Origin of the sequence: Telluria aromaticivorans (assembly GCF_013003915.1) — a bacterium.
Lineage (GTDB): Bacteria > Pseudomonadota > Gammaproteobacteria > Burkholderiales > Burkholderiaceae_D > Telluria > Telluria aromaticivorans.
Map to the genome: position 1 here is coordinate 83,034 of NZ_JABAIV010000001.1, position 17,046 is coordinate 100,079.

17 protein-coding genes are annotated in these 17,046 nt (G+C 65.9%); 8 read left to right on the forward strand and 9 right to left on the reverse strand.

Annotated elements, in window-relative coordinates; all coding sequences use genetic code 11:
- Positions 1-570: 570 nt before the first annotated feature.
- Both HGB41_RS00445 and HGB41_RS00450 read left to right on the forward strand, forming a co-directional pair.
- Complete coding sequence (locus HGB41_RS00445; protein ID WP_171079943.1) at positions 571-2,106, forward strand: hypothetical protein; 1,536 nt, start codon at positions 571-573, stop codon at positions 2,104-2,106.
- A gap of 126 nt (positions 2,107-2,232) precedes the next feature.
- Complete coding sequence (locus tag HGB41_RS00450) at positions 2,233-2,511, forward strand: hypothetical protein (RefSeq protein ID WP_171079945.1); 279 nt, start codon at positions 2,233-2,235, stop codon at positions 2,509-2,511.
- Between the two features lie 48 nt (positions 2,512-2,559).
- Here the strand turns inward: HGB41_RS00450 and HGB41_RS00455 are convergent, their stop codons facing one another.
- Positions 2,560-3,720: a tyrosine-type recombinase/integrase gene (locus tag HGB41_RS00455; RefSeq protein ID WP_171079947.1), complete on the reverse strand. Its 1,161-nt coding sequence runs from the start codon at positions 3,718-3,720 to the stop codon at positions 2,560-2,562.
- 133 nt (positions 3,721-3,853) lie between these two features.
- Here HGB41_RS00455 and HGB41_RS00460 point away from each other — a divergent pair, with 133 nt between their 5' ends.
- Both HGB41_RS00460 and HGB41_RS00465 read left to right on the forward strand, forming a co-directional pair.
- Entirely contained in the window at positions 3,854-4,297 is a 444-nt protein-coding gene (locus tag HGB41_RS00460; protein WP_171079949.1) for a DUF411 domain-containing protein, read from the forward strand.
- A 111-nt stretch (positions 4,298-4,408) separates the two neighbouring features.
- A complete protein-coding gene (locus tag HGB41_RS00465) occupies positions 4,409-4,750 on the forward strand; it encodes a hypothetical protein (RefSeq protein WP_229422632.1) in 342 nt (113 codons plus the stop codon).
- Here the strand turns inward: HGB41_RS00465 and pnuC are convergent.
- Positions 4,747-5,349, reverse strand: coding sequence for a nicotinamide riboside transporter PnuC (gene pnuC / locus HGB41_RS00470; protein ID WP_171079953.1), 603 nt, complete (start codon positions 5,347-5,349; stop codon positions 4,747-4,749). The genes HGB41_RS00465 and pnuC overlap by 4 nt on opposite strands.
- A 125-nt stretch (positions 5,350-5,474) precedes the next feature.
- Entirely contained in the window at positions 5,475-5,969 is a 495-nt protein-coding gene (locus HGB41_RS00475) for a pyridoxamine 5'-phosphate oxidase family protein (protein WP_171079957.1), read from the reverse strand.
- Between the two features lie 172 nt (positions 5,970-6,141).
- Here HGB41_RS00475 and nadB point away from each other — a divergent pair, with 172 nt between their 5' ends.
- The 4 genes from nadB (at position 6,142) to HGB41_RS00495 (ending at position 10,730) form a co-directional block, all read left to right on the forward strand.
- The gene (gene nadB / locus HGB41_RS00480; protein ID WP_171079961.1) at positions 6,142-7,770 is read left to right on the forward strand and encodes an L-aspartate oxidase; all 1,629 of its coding nucleotides are present in this window, start codon (positions 6,142-6,144) and stop codon (positions 7,768-7,770) included.
- Positions 7,771-7,812: 42 nt separating this feature from the next.
- Positions 7,813-8,712, forward strand: a complete 900-nt coding sequence (locus HGB41_RS00485; protein WP_171079963.1) for a DMT family transporter — start codon at positions 7,813-7,815, stop codon at positions 8,710-8,712.
- Positions 8,713-8,796: 84 nt separating this feature from the next.
- Positions 8,797-9,690, forward strand: a complete 894-nt coding sequence (locus HGB41_RS00490; protein WP_171079965.1) for an NAD-dependent protein deacetylase — start codon at positions 8,797-8,799, stop codon at positions 9,688-9,690.
- Positions 9,687-10,730, forward strand: coding sequence for an alpha/beta fold hydrolase (locus HGB41_RS00495; RefSeq protein ID WP_371868396.1), 1,044 nt, complete (start codon positions 9,687-9,689; stop codon positions 10,728-10,730). Before HGB41_RS00490 ends, HGB41_RS00495 begins: the two co-directional genes overlap by 4 nt.
- Positions 10,731-10,948: 218 nt before the next feature.
- On the opposite strand, the gene HGB41_RS00500 is transcribed toward HGB41_RS00495, so the two are convergent.
- The 6 genes from HGB41_RS00500 to HGB41_RS00525 all read right to left on the reverse strand — a co-directional run bounded on the left by HGB41_RS00500 (position 10,949) and on the right by HGB41_RS00525 (position 17,040).
- Positions 10,949-11,269 (reverse strand): hypothetical protein, encoded by a 321-nt coding sequence (locus tag HGB41_RS00500; RefSeq protein ID WP_171079967.1) that lies wholly within the window; start codon positions 11,267-11,269, stop codon positions 10,949-10,951.
- Positions 11,270-11,283: 14 nt separating this feature from the next.
- A complete protein-coding gene (nadC, locus tag HGB41_RS00505) occupies positions 11,284-12,150 on the reverse strand; it encodes a carboxylating nicotinate-nucleotide diphosphorylase (protein WP_171079969.1) in 867 nt (288 codons plus the stop codon).
- Positions 12,147-13,280: a quinolinate synthase NadA gene (nadA, locus tag HGB41_RS00510; protein ID WP_171079972.1), complete on the reverse strand. Its 1,134-nt coding sequence runs from the start codon at positions 13,278-13,280 to the stop codon at positions 12,147-12,149. Before nadA ends, nadC begins: the two co-directional genes overlap by 4 nt.
- Positions 13,281-13,469: 189 nt before the next feature.
- Positions 13,470-15,074, reverse strand: a complete 1,605-nt coding sequence (locus HGB41_RS00515; RefSeq protein WP_171079974.1) for an ABC-F family ATPase — start codon at positions 15,072-15,074, stop codon at positions 13,470-13,472.
- A 119-nt stretch (positions 15,075-15,193) separates the two neighbouring features.
- On the reverse strand, positions 15,194-16,117 hold the full coding sequence (gene ldcA / locus HGB41_RS00520) for a muramoyltetrapeptide carboxypeptidase (protein WP_171079976.1): 924 nt from the start codon (positions 16,115-16,117) through the stop codon (positions 15,194-15,196).
- The gene (locus HGB41_RS00525) at positions 16,114-17,040 is read right to left on the reverse strand and encodes an alpha/beta fold hydrolase (protein WP_171079978.1); all 927 of its coding nucleotides are present in this window, start codon (positions 17,038-17,040) and stop codon (positions 16,114-16,116) included. The genes ldcA and HGB41_RS00525 overlap by 4 nt, the downstream gene beginning before the upstream one ends.
- Between the last annotated feature and the right edge of the window lie 6 nt (positions 17,041-17,046).

Sequence of the window (17,046 nt, forward strand, 5' to 3'; positions counted from 1 at the left end):
GCTTGCCCCTATGGAGCCTGCACGGGCTCACGCGATCACCAGCGCGCGCGGCACATCGATCACCCCAGGCCCACTGCACTGCGAACACGGCCAGATGATATCCGGGGCGGTTCGCCGCAGCGTTGCCCATCGACCCGGCAGGAGCGTTCCGGCCTGACGGCACGGCCTCCCGGCCCAGCACATCCCTGCTGTTCGGGTGTACCCGCCTCGACGAATCAAGGCCCTTCCCTGGTTACAGCAACCCGGGATGACTGCCGGGGCGCCGCGGTGCTCCGCACCTGCACCGGCTAACCCGCACAGGACAAGCGCCCTGCCCGACCTGTCCACGTGAAACGAATACTGGGTTCGTATGGCCCTTACATCCCGGAATTGCGATAGAGCTTTCCCAGATAACTAAGATCATCCATCCATGCATGTTGGCTGAAAATCTTGCTGCCCTTTCCCATTGCTGTAAGGACAAGTTAAAATCCAGTCCGTTTTCGTTACCTTTACAAGGATCAGACGCAACCCCGCCGTCGTTCCTGGGCGATGCCCGAGGCTCGCCCGGACGGTGGGCGTCGCCTCACCTTCATGCAGCGCTTTCTTCCAGCCCATCCCGCTAACCGCCTCGCGCTCTTCCTCGCCCTGCTGTCGCTGGCCACCCTGCTCCTGTACCGCCCGGCGAAAGACGGCGACTTCCAGGAATACGCCTTGATGACGATCGCGCTGGCCAACCATGCCAGCCCGGACATCCGCCTGGCCGACGTCGCGGTCGCCGACCGGCTGTCGCCCGAGCCGGGCTTCGTTGCATTACACGAGCGGCTGCGCTCCGGCATGCAGCGCGCCGAATCCATGCCCTTCCCCGGCATCGTGCGCGGCAAGGATGTCGGCTATTATGCGATCCACTTCTTCGGTTATTCGGCGCTCGCGGCGCTGCCTTACAAACTCATCGAGATTGCAGGCGGCCAGCCGTTCAAGGCCTACCAGCTGGTGAACCTGGCCGCGCTCGTCATACTGGCGGTGGCGATGTTCCGGCTGACCGGGTCGGCCGGGCGCACGATCTTCGCGATCGTGTTCTTCATGCTCTCGGGCGGTGTGCTCTACGCGAACTGGGCGAGCACGGAATTCTTCACGGCCTGCTGCCTCCTGGCCGGCCTGCTGTTCGTCCTGCTCGGGCGGCCCTATGCCGGCGCGCTGCTGGCCGGTGCCGGCGCCATGCAGAATCCGCCGCTGGTGTTCTTCTCGGTGTTCGCCCCGCTCATCCGCATCTGCTATGTCTACGCCCACGAGCGCGTTTCGGCGGCTGCCGCCATCCGTAAGGTGGTCAACCGCCACACGGTGCTGGCCTCGATCCTGCAGGCGGCCATGGCGCTCGCGCCCTTCCTGTACAACCTTGCGGTATTCGGCATCCCGAGCCAGATCGCGGCAATGTCTACCAGTCGCGACCTGATCACCCCCGCACGGCTGCTGTCGTTCTACTTCGACCTGAACCAGGGTGTGATCATCGGTTTCCCGGTGGTGCTGGCCATGGTGGCCGTGCAGTTGGTCTCGAAAGACGGCCGCCGATGGCTGCCGCACGCCTTCGCCGCGATCCTGTTCAGCCTCGCCCTGGCCCTGCCTTCGCTGTCCACGATCAACTGGAACTCGGGCGCCAACGGCATGATGCGCTACGCCTTCTGGGGCGGGATGCCGCTGCTCTACCTGGCCTTGGCCTGGATGCAGCGCGTCCCGCGCTGGCCGTCGGTGCTGCTTGCAGCCATCCTGCTGGTGCAGCTGGGCGCCATGACGCACGCGCGCAGTTATGTGTACATCGAATTCAGCCCAGCCGCGCGGGCGATGCTGCGGCTGTTCCCCACGCTGTATGCGCCGGAGCCGGAGATCTTCATGGAACGCGTGTTGCACATCGATGGCGCCATCCACAAGTACGCGGTGGCGACCTACGGCCTGCCCGGCCGCCCGGTCAAGTCGGTGTTCGATCCGGGCAGCGAGGCGGCACACATCCAACTATGCGGACCGGGTGCACGTGTCGCCCTGCCTGACGGCGGCCCGCGCTTCCCGGGCGGCTGGCGTTACGCCGACGGCAAGCCCGACTGCACCCACGGCCCCGCGCCGCGGGATCATCCGTGAGCACGGCAGGCCGGCTGCCGTACTTGCGAACTGCCCGGGGCGCACGGCTGAACGCCAGCCGTTTGCGCGAGGTAAGCATGTGGGTAAAAATGTGCCCATGCGAACTGATCACTCGAAAGGATGAGCATGGGCACGACCGTAAAGAACACCACCCCCGACACCGCCAAGGTGATCCTGGTAGGCGAAATGATGGACGGCAGCTTCGACGCCAAACTCATGTCGGAAACCGACGTGCCCTACACGAAGTATTGGGACAACGAACTCGAGCAGCGGATCGTCTACCTGCATCCGGACGCCGACCAGCTCGAGGCGATCGTCGCGGCCCTGAACGAGCGCCGCCTCTCGCTCGACGACCTGCAGGATTTCGGCAGTTCGGCCGGCGGCGAATCGGAACTTCCGATCTGAATCCAGGAGCCTTCCGGGCTCCCGGCCGGCCGCACGCTCCCTGCCGCCCTATTCCGCCAGGCCCGGGCCCTTGCCCACGATTTCGTCGTGGCGTTCGTGGTCGGTCTTGTGCAGGTAGGCGGCCGTGGTGGCGATGTTGGCGTGGCCGGCCGTGTCCTGCAGGGTCTTGAGCTGCACCCCGCTGTTCGCGTGGTTGGTGAGCATGCTGTGGCGCAGCCAGTGCGTCGATGCCTGGCGCAGCGCTGCGGCGCTATCGCCGTCGCCCTGCGCGGCTGCCCGGTCGGCTCCGGCCATGAACACTGCCTTGAGCGCCTCGGATGCGGCTTCGTCGGTGATGCGCACCGGCTCCTCGCGCCGGCTGGACAGCACCAGCGGCGTGCGGTCGGCGCGGCTGGCTTGCGGCAGCAACCCGAAAGCCTGGCGATAGTCGCGGAAAGCGGCGAGCATGGCAGGCGGCACCGGCAGGCGGCGCGGCTTGGCGCCCTTGCCCATCACGTCGAGCCACCAGCGATTGTCGCCTTCGCTGTAGATCGCGCCCATGCTGGCGCCGACGATCTCGTTCAGGCGCGCACCGGTCTGGGCGAAGGCCACCAGCAGGAAGCGGTCGCGCTCGCGCTGGCGGATCGCGGCCGGCGTCTCGGCCACGCGGCTGTTGACCGCATCGCGCGCGTAGGTGATTGCCTGCGCCGTGAGGTAGCGGGTAATGCGGCTGGCGTTCGAGGCGCGCACGTTGCGCACCAGCCGCGCCGGATTGCGCCGCAGGTAGCCGGTCTGTTCGGCATAGCCAAGCAGGCCTTTCACCGCGATCATTGCCTGGCGCCGGCTGGCGTCGGACAGCGGCCCCGAAAACGGCCGGTAGCGCGGGTCGTTGCGCGGCCATTTGGTGGTGCTGGTCCATTCCGGCGGCGGGTTGCGGATGAATTCCTTGTAGGCGTTCAGGTCGGCCACGCTAAGCTGGTGGAAGGTCTTGCGCGCCTCTTCGCGGCACCAGGTCAGGAAGCGGTACAGCTCTTTCTGGGTGTTGGCGACGGACCTGGGGCTGAGCTCCCCGTGGCCGATGTATTCGCGCGCCAGCTCGAGGTCGGTCTTCGCATCGGTCACCGGTTCATCCGCAACGCCGCGGAAGACGGCGCCTCGGGCGCTTGCGGCAGCCCGCTGGGGCGAGCCTTCCGGCGGCGGATCGAGGTCGAGCGGAATGAAGGTTGGCATCGTTCACTATTGATACTGTGTTTTTATACAGTATATCATCGCGCGACCCTGCCACCAAGGGTTTGCGCAATCCGTCTATGACGCCCGCCGCTGCGGCATAATAGTGACTTGTCCCTGAACTTCCGGAGCCCCCATGTCCCTGCGTTTCCTGCAGCACGCCACACTTGCCGCCCTCCTCGCCTTGCCAATGGCCGCCAGCGCCGCCAAGCCGGTGATCGAGGTCTATAAAACCGCCGCCTGCGGCTGCTGCAAGGAATGGGTCAAGCACCTGGAGGCCAACGGCTTCACGGTCAAGGCGCAGGATGTGGCCAACCCGTCCGACTACCGCGAGAAGTTCGGCATTCCGGCCGAGTACGGCTCCTGCCACAGCGGGCGCGTCAACGGCTATGCGCTCGAGGGCCATGTCCCGGCCAGCGACATCAAGCGCCTGCTGGCCGAAAAGCCGAAGGCGCGCGGGCTGGCGGTGCCGGCGATGCCGATGGGATCGCCGGGCATGGAAGGACCGCGCAAGGATCCGTACGAGGTGCTGCTGGTGAAGGATGGCGGCAAAACCGCGGTCTACAAGCGCTACGAGTAGAAGCCGGGAGGAATACAACCGGGTCCGTCCTACAACGGTACGCTCCGCCAGCCGATGCGCGGCAGGCGGAGCGGGGTGCATAATCGGCTGCATGTTCCCATGGAGGCCGACATGACTACCCCACATTCCCAGGACGACCCGTCGACGACGCTAGGCGTCGGCGGCGCCACCAGCGGCCAGCAAGGCGCGACACCCCGCCATGAAACCCAACAGGAAACCGGCGGCAGCGGCGGCGATGGCCTGAGCCGCAACCAGGCCGGCGAGACCACCAATGCCCCGAACGGGAACGCGGCAGGCGCGCGCCCGCACACGGAAGCGCCGGGCAGCGCGATGACGCACACCGCGCGCGGGCCGCAGGACACGCGACCCAACCAGGCGAGCAAGACGGCGACTGGGCTCGGTACGCCGGAAACCGGCGGCAACCAGAACGAGGGAGACCTGCCGCCGCGCTAGGCTGCCGGCGCGAGTTCGGCCGCGGCCAGCGCCGCTTCGCGTGCATCGCGGGCGGCCAGCTTGCGCCACCAGATCCACGACACGATCGCGTTCACCCAGAAGCAGGCATACAGCGCCGAGGTCAGGTAGAGCTCGCGGCTGAAGTAAAGCGGCACGGCGATGGTGTTCACGACCAGCCAGACCGGCCAGTTCTCGATGCGGCGCCCCATCATCAGGAGCTGGGCGATCACGCTGAACACCAGCACCGCCGAATCGACGAAGGGTGCGTAGGCGTTTGTGTAGAAATGCAGCAGCGCGCCGTAGCAGGCGGTGGCCGCCATCCCCACCGGGATGATCCAGAGCAGCGTCCTGATGCCGGCATGGGTCACCGGCAGCGGCGCGCCGTGGGCGCCGCGGATCCAGCGCCACCACCCGAGCAGGCTGGTGGCGACGAAGAACACCTGCAGCACGACATCCGCATACAGCCGGCTTTGCGCAAACAGGAGGCCGAACAGGGTGCAGCCGATGATCCCGGTCCACCAGGTATGGACGCTGTTGCGCCCGGCAAGCAGGATCGCCAACGCCGTAAAGGCATTCGCCGCTATTTCGAGCGCCGTCATGCGCCTGCCGTCCCGATCCCTGCTGCCCTCATGGCCTGCTCCTGTCAGAAGAAGCAGCCACTCTACGCGAGCATGGCGGGCTGAGGCAAGCCTGGCGGCTCGCCTGCCCAACTCATCTGCCTCGCTTACATCCGGATGGTGCCGTGGTCGGCGTCCATGTCCGGCGTCGATCCCGTGACCGCGGCCTTGGCCATCGCAAACATGCGCACCATCTTGCTGTCGTTCGCATCCCAGTATTCGGCCGCATGCGGCAGCACGCGCACCAGCACGACGTGCTCGTCTTCCGGGCCGGCCGGGAACCAGGCCTGCACCATCGGGTTCCACAGCGCCCTGATCTTCACGCGGTCGACCACGCGTTCCGCGGTGCCGCTCACCGACACGTAGTTGCTGTCGTCGCTGTTGGCGAAGCTGATATTGACCTCCGGCTCATGGGCGATGTTGTCCCACAGCTCGGTGGTGGTGCCGGTGTAGAACCACAGGGCGCCTTCGGCGTCGACCTGCTGCCTGGTCATGGGCTGGCTGATCAGGTGTCCGTTCTGGTCGCGCGTGGTAAACATCGCGAAGCGCATCGAGCCGATCTTGTCGGCCAGCGCGGCCGCGTGGGTGTTATTGCTTGACATGGCAGTCCTCGTGAATGGGGTGAAGCTTCGATGGTAGCCCCGCACCCGCGCTCCATCGGTGCGCCGCCGTACACTGACCCGCCACTGTCCCACGGGTTAGGCCATGGTGCCTACCGGCGCGGAATAGCCAAATCGTCTATAGTGACGCCTCCGTACAAAAACTCACTCCTCCATGAAATTTGACGTCGCTATTGTCGGCAGCGGGCTGGCCGGCCTGTCGGTGGCCCTGCACCTTGCGCAGACGCGCACGGTTGCGATCATTTCCAAGCGCGCCCTGTTGGATGGGGCCAGCAACTGGGCCCAGGGCGGGATCGCCGCGGTGCTCGACTCCGCCGACAGCCACGACCAGCACATCGCCGACACCCTGATCGCCGGCGCCGGGCTGTGCGAGGAAGCGGCGACGCGCTATATCGTCGAGAACGGCCGGGCGGCGATCGAATGGCTCATCGAACAGGGCGTGCCCTTCACGCGCGACGCCTCGGCGGAGATGGGTTTCCACCTGACGCGCGAGGGTGGCCACAGCCAGCGCCGCATCATCCACGCGGCAGACGCCACCGGCCACGCGGTGCAGGTCACGCTGGAACAGAAGGTGCGCGCGCACCCGAACATCACCCTGTTCGAACACCACTGCGCGATCGACGTCATTACCTCGGACAAGCTGACCGGCAAGGGCGTGCATAGCGGCGCGCCGCACCTGGTTGGCCAGCCGCGCTGCTACGGCCTGTACGTGCAGGACGAGCAAAGCGGCGACGTGCTCACCTTCGAGGCCGAGCACACGGTGCTGGCCACCGGCGGCGCCGGCAAGGTTTACCTGTACACCACCAATCCCGACACCGCCACCGGCGACGGCATTGCGATGGCCTGGCGCGCCGGCTGCCGCGTGTCGAACATGGAATTCATCCAGTTCCACCCGACCTGCCTGTACCACCCGTATGCCAAGTCCTTCCTGATCACCGAGGCAATCCGCGGCGAAGGCGGTTTGCTCAAGCTTCCTCCGGAAGCCGGCAGCGCTGCGGGCACGCGCTTCATGCCGGCCCACGACGAACGCGGCGAGCTCGCCCCGCGCGACGTGGTAGCCCGTGCGATCGACTTCGAGATGAAGAAGCGCGGCCTGGATTACGTCCACCTCGACATCAGCCACCAGACGCCTGAATTCCTGATGGAGCACTTCCCGACCATCTACGCGCGCTGCCTCGAGCTGGGCATCGACATCACGCAGCAGCCCATTCCCGTGGTGCCGGCGGTGCACTTCACCTGCGGCGGCATCGTCACCGACCTTGCCGGACGCACCGATATCCCCGGCCTGTACGCGGTCGGCGAAACCGCCTGCACCGGCCTGCACGGCGCCAACCGCCTGGCCAGCAACTCGCTGCTGGAATGCGTCGTGATCGGGCGCGCCTGCGCGCACCAGATCGCAGCGGCGCCGCCAGGCGAAAGCCCGGTGCTGCCGCCCTGGGACGAAAGCCGCGTCACGAATGCGGACGAAGAAGTCGTCATCGCCCATAACTGGGACGAACTGCGCCGCTTCATGTGGAATTACGTCGGCATCGTGCGCACCACCAAGCGCCTCGAACGCGCCCAGCACCGGATCAAGCTGCTCAAGGAAGAGATCGACGAGTACTACCGCAACTTCCGCATCACCCACGATTTGCTGGAGCTGCGCAACCTGGTCGAAGTGGCCTCGCTGATCGTCAACAGCGCCTTGTCGCGCCATGAAAGCCGCGGGCTGCATTATTCGCGCGACTTCCCGGACACCTTGCCGAAAGCGCTGCCGAGCGTGCTGACGCCCGAACGCCGCTGACCGTGCCCGCCGGCCCGCACCCGCGGGCCGCTTGACCCCGCCATGAACCGCCCTGCCCTCGCTCCCTCCACCATCCTGCTGCTGACCGTTCCGCCCGTGCTATGGGCGGGCAATGCGATCGTGGGGCGGCTGGTGCGCGACGCGGTGCCGCCGATGACGCTCAACCTGATCCGCTGGTCGATCGCGCTGGCCGTCCTGGTGCCGCTTGGCCGCGCGGCATTCAGGCAAGGCAGCGGCGTGCTGGCCAACTGGCGCCGCTATGCGATGCTCGGGCTGCTGGGGGTCGGGCTGTACAACTCGCTGCAATACCTTGCGCTGCAGAGCTCCACGCCGATCAACGTGACCCTGGTCGCCTCCGGCATCCCGGTGTGGATGCTGCTGGTGGGCCGCTTCTTCTATGGCATGCCGGTCAAGCGCAAGCAGGTCGTGGGCGCCGTACTATCGATTTTCGGGGTGCTGGTCGTGCTGTGCCGCGGCGACATCCACCAGCTGATGCAGCTGCGGCTGGTGACGGGCGACCTGACCATGATCCTGGCCACCATCGCCTGGTCGTTCTACAGCTGGATGCTGATGCAGCAAAAGGATGTGCCTGCCCTGCGCGCCGACTGGGCGGCTTTCTTGCTGGCCCAGGTCGGCTATGGCGTGCTGTGGTCGGCTGCGCTGTCTGGTGGCGAATGGGCACTGCAGGGCGTACAGGTCGACTGGAGCTGGCCGCTCTTTGCGGCCCTGCTGTATGTCGCGATCGGCCCCGCGATCCTGGCGATGCGCTGCTGGGGCGCCGGCGTGCAGCGTGCGGGCCCGAGCATCGCCGCTTTCTTCATCAACCTCACCCCGCTGTTCACGGCGCTGCTGTCGTCTGCATTTTTGGGCGAAGCGCCTCACCTCTACCACGTACTGGCCTTCGGCCTGATTGTCGGCGGCATCTTCGTTTCCGCCCGCTGAGCGCCTGCCGTCCGTTCGCGGAATCGTGTTCCGGCGCGGCAGTCATGGATGCTAGGATCGCAGCCTGTGCATGGAGGGAGCAAGATGTCAGAAAGTCTCAAGGAGCAGGACGGGGCCGCGGCGCTGGCCGAGTTCCTGGAACGGCATCCGTGCGCGCTGGTTCTCACCGGCGCAGGCATGTCCACCGCCTCGGGCATTCCCGGCTACCGCGACCGCGACGGCGTGCGGCGCGGACGGCTGCCGATCCAGGGGCCGGAATTCCGGCGCTCAAGCGAAGTGCAGCGGCGCTACTGGGCGCGCAGCATGGTCGGCTGGCCCATCATGGCGCGGGCTTTCCCAAATAGCGGCCACCGCGCACTGGCCCGGCTCCAGCAGCACGGCCGTTTCAGCGACCTGCTCACGCAAAATGTCGACGGCCTGCACCAGCGCGCCGGCAGTCCCTCGGTGCTCGAGCTGCACGGGAGCGTCCACGGCGTGGTCTGCCTGCATTGCCGGGCCGACTTTTCGCGCGCCTTCATCCAGACCGTCCTGAACGAAGCCAATCCCGAGCTGGCCGACGTGCTGGCAGCGCCGCTCCCGGACGGCGACGCCGCCATCGAGCCGGATGCGCTCGACGAGTTCCACCTGCCCTGGTGTGTCCATTGCGGCGGCGCACTTTCGCCGGATGTCGTATTCTTTGGCGATGGTATCCCGCCCGCGCGGACCGCCAGGGCGCTGGCCCTGATGGAAGCTGCCGATGCGCTGCTGGTGGTCGGTTCGTCGCTGATGGTGTATTCCGGATTCCGGTTTTGCCGCATGGCGTTTGATTCCGGCAAGCCGATCGCCGCCGTCAACCTCGGGCGCACGCGCGCGGATGAAATGATCGCACTCAAAATAGAAGAGTCGGCCGAGCGGCTACTGCCGCGCGTTGCCGGCCTGCTCCACGCGGAGGAGCCGGAGGAGTCACAACCAATCAACGATCAAAGGGGGATTTTGTGACCAAGAGCTACCGCACCACGTCAACCGCATCGCGTTCGACCGGCCTGAATACGGGCGTTGTCTTCGCCGGCATCGGTCTGGCCGCTTCCTTCCTCTACGTGCGCGCCAGGACGCGCCAGGCCGAGCAAGACAATCCACCGCAGGGCAAATTCATCGACGTCGACGGCGTACGCCTGCATTACCTGGAGCGCGGCACCGGCCCGACCCTGGTGCTGCTGCACGGGAACGGCGTGTATACCCAGGATTTCGTCACCAGCGGCCTGTTGGAGCGCGCCGCCGAGCACTACCGCGTGATCGCCTTCGACCGTCCCGGCTTCGGCTATAGCGACCGTCCCCGCACCACCGTCTGGACCCCGGACAGGCAGGCGGCGTTGCTGCACAAGGCGCTGGAGCAGCTGGGCGTGGAATCAAGCATCGTGGCTGGCCACTCCTGGGGCACCATGGTGGCGCTGGCCATGGCGCTGCAGTCGCCCGACGCGGTGCGTGGCCTGGTGCTGCTGTCGGGCTACTACTACCCGAGCGTGCGGCTCGATGTCGTGACGGCCTCGCCGCCGGCAGTGCCCGTGATCGGCGACCTGCTGCGCTATACGATATCGCCGCTCATGACGCGCCTGTTCTGGTCGCTGGCGAGCAAGAAGATGTTCTCCCCGATGCCGGTAGCCGAGCGCTTCAAGCGTTTCCCGGTCTGGATGGCCCTGCGCCCGAAGCAGCTGCGCGCCAGCGCGGCCGAAGGCGCGCTGATGGTGCCGGCGGCGGTCTCGCTGTCCAAACGCTACGCCGAGCTGAAGGTGCCAACCGTGATCGTCGCGGGCACCCAAGACAAGATCGTCAACTGCGGCCACAACTCCGAACGCCTGCATGAGCGCCTGGAAAACAGCCAGCTCGAACTGGAGCCGGGCGTCGGACACATGACGCACTATGCGCATCCGGACAAGGTGATGGCGGCGATCGATGCGATCGCGGCGCAGGTCGGCGAGCCGGTGCATGTGCGCACGCCGGAGGCGGAAGCGCTGGCCAGGGCGAGCGAAAGTGGGGTATGAGAGAGAGTATGCCGCGTGGAATACCCGCGGCTTGATTCCCGGGCACCTGCCTTCGCACGTCATTCCCGCAAATGCGGGAATCCAGGTTTATCCGCGCCCCAGCGAGGTTTGACGATAGTAGCGCGCTACGAAATTGGGTTCCCGCCTGCGCGGGAACGACGGTCTCTAGGGTAGTGGTGCTAACCGGTCAACGGCTGATCAAACGCCGAATACCTTGATCAAGCGTTGATCACGTACTTGATCACGATCCCCGCCATCAGCGCAACGAAGATCACCATCGACAGCCCGCCATGCAGCGTCGGCGAGCCGATCGACACTTGCGCGGTCTTCGGGTCCTGCTCCATCCGCAGCGCCTTGCCGAACATGACCGGCCGCAGGAAGCCACGGATGCCGACCAGTATCATGCCGATCCCGAAGCACACATCGGCCGTGCTGTCGCTCCCGACGCCGCTCAGCAGCGTCGGCACGCCCAGCACGAGGCCGAACATGAGCCAGAAGATCCGGGCGCCGGTCGACAGGCGCAGTTTGCTCCAGTCCATCGAATTTTCCATCGTCAGCCCACAATCCGCAGTGAATAATCGGTCGCGCGCACGTCCTTGGTCAGGCTGCCGATCGAGATGCGGTCGACGCCAGTTTCGGCGATCGCCCGCACCGTGTCCATGTTGATCCCGCCCGAGGCTTCGAGCAGCGCGCGGCCGGCGTTCACCGCGACCGCTTCGCGCATCACGCCCAAGTCGAAGTTATCGAGCAGCACCGACTTGACGCCGGCGCGCAAGGCTACTTCCAACTGGGCGATGGTTTCGACTTCGATCTGCACCGGCGCATTCGAACCCAGTGCATCGGCGGCGGCCAGCGCCTTCGACACGCCGCCCGCCGCGGCGATGTGGTTTTCCTTGATCAGGATGCCGTCGTACAGCGCCATGCGCTGGTTCTTGCCGCCGCCGACGCGCACCGCGTATTTCTGCGCCTGGCGCAGCCCCGGCAGGGTCTTGCGGGTGTCGAGGATGGCGGCTTTGGTGCCTCCGATGAGGTCCACGTATCTGCGGGTGGCGGTGGCCACACCCGACAGCAGCTGCATGAAGTTCAGTGCCGCGCGTTCGGCCGTGAGCAGCGACCGCGGATTGGCCTCGATGGTGCAGACGACGGAATCCGCCGCCATCATCTCGCCTTCGGCATACTTCCAGTCGATCTCGATGCTTTGATCGACCGCCAGCATCACGGCTTCGAACCAGGGCGCGCCGCACAGCACGGCACTTTCCCGCACGATGACCCGGGCCTGCACGCGGGTGTCGTTCGGCACCAGCATGCCGGTCAGGTCGCCGGTGCCGATGTCTTCCAGCAGCGCGGCGAGGATGTTTGCTTCGAACGCAGACTGCAGTTTGTCGTCGAACGCGTTGTGCGGGTTACGCAGTGTCGTCATGCGGGTCCTACTCCCTGGAACAGGTTCGCGTTCTGCTCGAGCGCACCGCTCGGCAGGGCTTGTGCTTTCTTGGCAGCGGCAAAATCGAGCATGCGGTCGATCGCGCGCTTGGCCTGGTGGCCGATCGCGGGGTCGACCAGGACTTCGTTGGCGCCGGATTCGAGCACTTCCGCCAGGTTCTTGAGGCCGTTCATGGCCATCCACGGGCAGTGCGCGCAGCTCTTGCAGGTGGCGCTGTTGCCGGCAGTCGGCGCTTCGATGAAGTGCTTGCCCGGCGCGGCCATCCGCATCTTGTGCAGGATGCCGTTGTCGGTCGCCACGATGAAGGTGGTGGCCGGCAGGTTCACCGCTGCGTTGATCAGCTGGGTGGTCGAGCCGACCACGTCGGCCTGGGCCACCACGGCGGCAGGCGACTCCGGGTGCACCAGCACCTTGGCTTCAGGGTGTTCGGCCTTGAGCAGGTCGAGCTCGACGCCCTTGAATTCGTCGTGCACCAGGCAGGAGCCCTGCCACAGCAGCATGTCGGCGCCGGTCTGCTTCTGGATGTAGGCGCCCAGGTGGCGATCGGGCGCCCACAGGATCTTCTTGCCCTGGTCATGCAGGTGTTTCACGATGTCCAGGCCGATCGACGAGGTCACCATCCAGTCGGCGCGCGCTTTCACGGCGGCGCTGGTATTGGCATACACGACGACCGTGCGGTCTGGATGCTGGTCGCAGAAGGCTGCGAATTCGTCGGCCGGGCAGCCGAGGTCGAGCGAACAGGTCGCGTCCAGGTCCGGCATCAGGATGGTCTTTTCCGGGCTCAGGATCTTGGCCGATTCGCCCATGAAGCGCACGCCCGCCACCACCAGGGTTTTCGCCGGATGGTCACGGCCGAAGCGCGCCATCTCCAGCGAGTCCGACACGCAGCCGCCGGTTTCTTCCGCCAGGTCCTGCAGGTCGGCGTCCACGTAGTAGTGGGCGACCAGCACCGCATCACGCTCCTTGAGCAGGCGGCGGATGCGTTCCTTCAGTTCGACTTTCTCGGCAGCGGTCGGGGTCACGGGCGTGCGCGCCCAGGCTTCCGAGGTGCAGGACAGGCCACCTTGCGGGTGGTCGTATTCGTAGGTCTTGATCGGTACGGTAATCATGGGATGATGGTCTCACAGTGCGGTCCGGGATGGGGTTTCGTAGGGTGTGCGGCTTGTGAGCTGGTCCACCGGACCAGCTCACCCCGCGCGTTCAAATCCCATGTAAACAGCTGCGAAGCGACTGAGAATCTGCTGGTTGAACGCGCGGGCGGGAGGACCCGCCCACCCTACAACTGCCAAACGCCGTCGCTAGGCCTCGATGCCCTGGCTGCTCAGGTATTCCTCGTAGCTGCCGCGGAAGTCGATGACTTCGTTTTCCTTCACTTCCAGCACGCGCGTGGCAAGCGAGGACACGAATTCGCGGTCGTGCGACACGAAGATCAGCGTGCCTTCGTATTTATCCAGCGCGATGTTCAGCGACTCGATCGATTCCATGTCCATGTGGTTGGTCGGCTCGTCGAGCAGCATCACGTTATGGCGGCCCAGCATCAGCTTGCCGTACATCATGCGGCCCTTTTCGCCACCGGACAGCACCTTCACCGACTTCTTGACTTCGTCGCCGCCAAACAGCAGGCGCCCCAGGATCGAGCGCACGGCAAGGTCGTCGTCACCCTCTTTGGTCCAGCGGCCCATCCAGTCGGTCAGGATCGCGTCGGTCGGGAATTCCTCGGTCGGATCCTGCGGCATGTAGCCGACGCTCGCGTTCTCGGCCCACTTGGTGCGGCCATGGTCGGCGTCCAGGCTGGTAATGTCCTTGCCGCCGATGCAGCGCAGCAGCGTGGTTTTGCCGGCGCCGTTGGCGCCAATGATCGCCACGCGCTCGCCCGCTTCGATCATGATCGAGAAGTTCTTGAACAGGGTGCGGTCGTAGGATTTGGTCAGACCCTCGGTCTCGACAGCCAGGCGGTGCAGCTTCTTCTCGCCTTCGAAACGCACGAACGGATACGCACGCGACGATGGCTTGAAATCTTCGATCTTGATCTTGTCGATCATTTTTGCACGCGAGGTGGCCTGGCGTGCCTTCGACTTGTTGGCCGAGAAGCGGCGCACGAATTCCTGCAGTTCGGCGACCTTTTCCTTGGCCTTGGCATTGTTCGACAACTGCTGGTTGCGCGCCTGGGTCGAAGCGAGCATGTAGTCGTCGTAGCTGCCCGGATATACCTTCAGCGTGCCGTAATCCATGTCGGCGATGTGGGTGCAGACCTGGTTCAGGAAGTGGCGATCGTGCGAGATGATGATCATCGTCGAGTTGCGCTGGTTCAGCACGTCCTCGAGCCAGCGGATCGTGTTGATGTCCAGGTTGTTGGTCGGTTCATCGAGCAGCAGGATGTCCGGATTCGAGAACAGGGCCTGGGCCAGCAGCACGCGCAGCTTCCAGCCGGGCGCCACGGCGCTCATCGGGCCTTGGTGCAGGTCGCCGGCGATGTCCAGGCCCAGCAGCAGTTCGCCGGCGCGGGCTTCGGCCGAGTAGCCGTCGTATTCGGCGACCTTGCCTTCGAGCTCGGCGGCGCGCATGTAGTCGTCGTCGGTGGCGTCCGGGTTGGCGTAGATGGCGTCGCGGTCAGAGATGGCATTCCACAGCTCGGTGTGGCCCATCATGACGACGTCGAGCACGCGCACGTCTTCGTACGCGAACTGGTCCTGGCGCAGCTTGCCGAGGCGTTCGCCCGGGTCGAGGCTGACGTTGCCGGCCGACGGCTCCAGGTCGCCGCCGAGGATCTTCATGAAGGTCGACTTGCCGCAGCCGTTCGCGCCGATCAGGCCATAACGGTTGCCGTCGCCGAACTTGACGGAGATGTTCTCGAACAGCGGCTTGGCGCCGAACTGCATGGTGATATTGGCTGTGGATAGCACTAGGAAACCTTTAGAAGCGGAGTTTACGATTAACCGTGCATTTTACCATCGCAAGGACGACAGGGCGAGACCGTGGCGGCGAACCCGGGTTTGCGCCCTGCCGCCGCTATCGGGTGGGCTCAGCCGCCGCCGGTGCGCAGCGTCGGGTAATCGGACAGGCCCAGGGAGAAGCCGTCCCGGTGCGACACCAGCCGACCGTGGGCGCCGAAGGGGATCGTGACCCGCCGTGCAATATGCCCGAAGCTCAGGCCGTTGATGATCGGCAGGCGCAGCGTCGCGCGCAGGTGGGCCAGCATCGTATCGAAATCGTAGCCATTGTCGTTGGCGCCAAGCTTGTAGCCGGAGAAATCCCCCAGCACGATGGCGCGCTGGCGTGCGAGCACTCCCGCATGCTCGAGTTGCAGCAGCATGCGCTCGACGCGGTAGGGATGCTCGCCGATATCCTCGAGGTAGAGGATGCCGTCCTCGATGTACGGGAAATACGGCGTGCCCAGCAGCGAGACGATCATCGCCAGGTTGCCGCCCCAGACCGTACCCGACTCTTCAACACACGGGTTGCCGCTGGCGCGTTCGGTAATGGTATGGGTAGGCCCGGCCAGGCAGTGCCAGAAATCGTCGAGCGTGAACGGGACCGTCTCGCGCACGCCGAAATCGCCGACCAGCATCGGTCCCGCATAGCTGGAGGCGCCGGTACGGGCCATCAGGCCCATATGGATGGCGGTGACGTCCGAAAACCCGACCACCAGCTTTCCGCTGGCGGCGATCGCCTCGAAATCGATGTGCGGCAGCAGGCGCGTAGTGCCGTAGCCGCCGCGCAGCGCCATGATGAGCTGGATATCCGGGTCGGCCACGGCCGCCTGGAGCTGGGCCAGGCGGCCCGCCTCGGTGCCTCCGAAGCGCTCGTGGATGGATGCGTGGTCGTAATAGTTATGAACCAGGCAACCCTGGGCCTCGAGGCGGGCGACGGCGCGCTCCACGGCGCAGGGGTCGAGGGCCTGGCCGCCGGGGGCGACGATGGCAATGCCGATTTGTTGGGTGATCACTGTTTGACGAAGAGCCGGGGTGTTGAGTCCGGCAACATCTTACCCCTGGCATGGGCATCGATCAAGGCGAGCAGGCGCTCGGCCAGTTGCGGCGGCAGGTCGTGCCCCATGCCTTCGATCACTTCCAGGCGCGCACCGGGGATGCGGCTGGCGGTGTCCTGGCCGCAGGCAAGCGGCACCAGCGGGTCGGCGGCGCCGTGGATCACGAGCGAAGGCGCGGTGATGGTGGCCAATTGCGCGCAGCGGTCGCCGGATGCCGCGATCGCCATCATCTGGCGCGCAACCCCGCTCGGGCAATAGCTGCGCCGTACCGAACGGGCCACGCGCCGGCGCAAGAGCCGCTCAGGGGTCGGATAGGACGGGCTGCCGATGGCGCGCATGATGTCCACGCCCTGGTCGATGATGCTCTCGATGTCGGCCGGGTCTCCCGGGAGGCGCGCCAGCAGCTTGCGCAGTTTCTTCTCCGGCCCGGGCAGGCCGCGGCGGCAACTGCTCGACATGATGGAAGTGAGGCTCAGGACGCGTTGCGGGTAGCCCGCTGCCAGGAGCTGGGCGATCATGCCGCCCATCGACACCCCCACCACGTGGGCGCGTGCCACGCCGAGCGCGGACAAGACCCCGATCGCGTCGTCGGCCATGTCGTCGAGGCGGTAGGCGGCGCGCAGCGGCCAGCCAAGTTTCGACTTGAGCCAGGCCAGGGAAAGGTTGGGTACGCCCGCCTGCTCGAACTTGGTGGACAGGCCGCTGTCGCGGTTGTCGAAACGGATGACGTAGAAGCCGAGTTCCACCAGCCCGTCGACGAATTCGTCGGGCCAGGTCGACAGCTGCATGCCGAGGCCGTGCACCAGCAGCAGCGGCACGGCCTTGGGATCGCCCGACGTATCGAAGGCGATGCGGATTCCGTTGGCGTTCAACGTAGGCATGGCAAC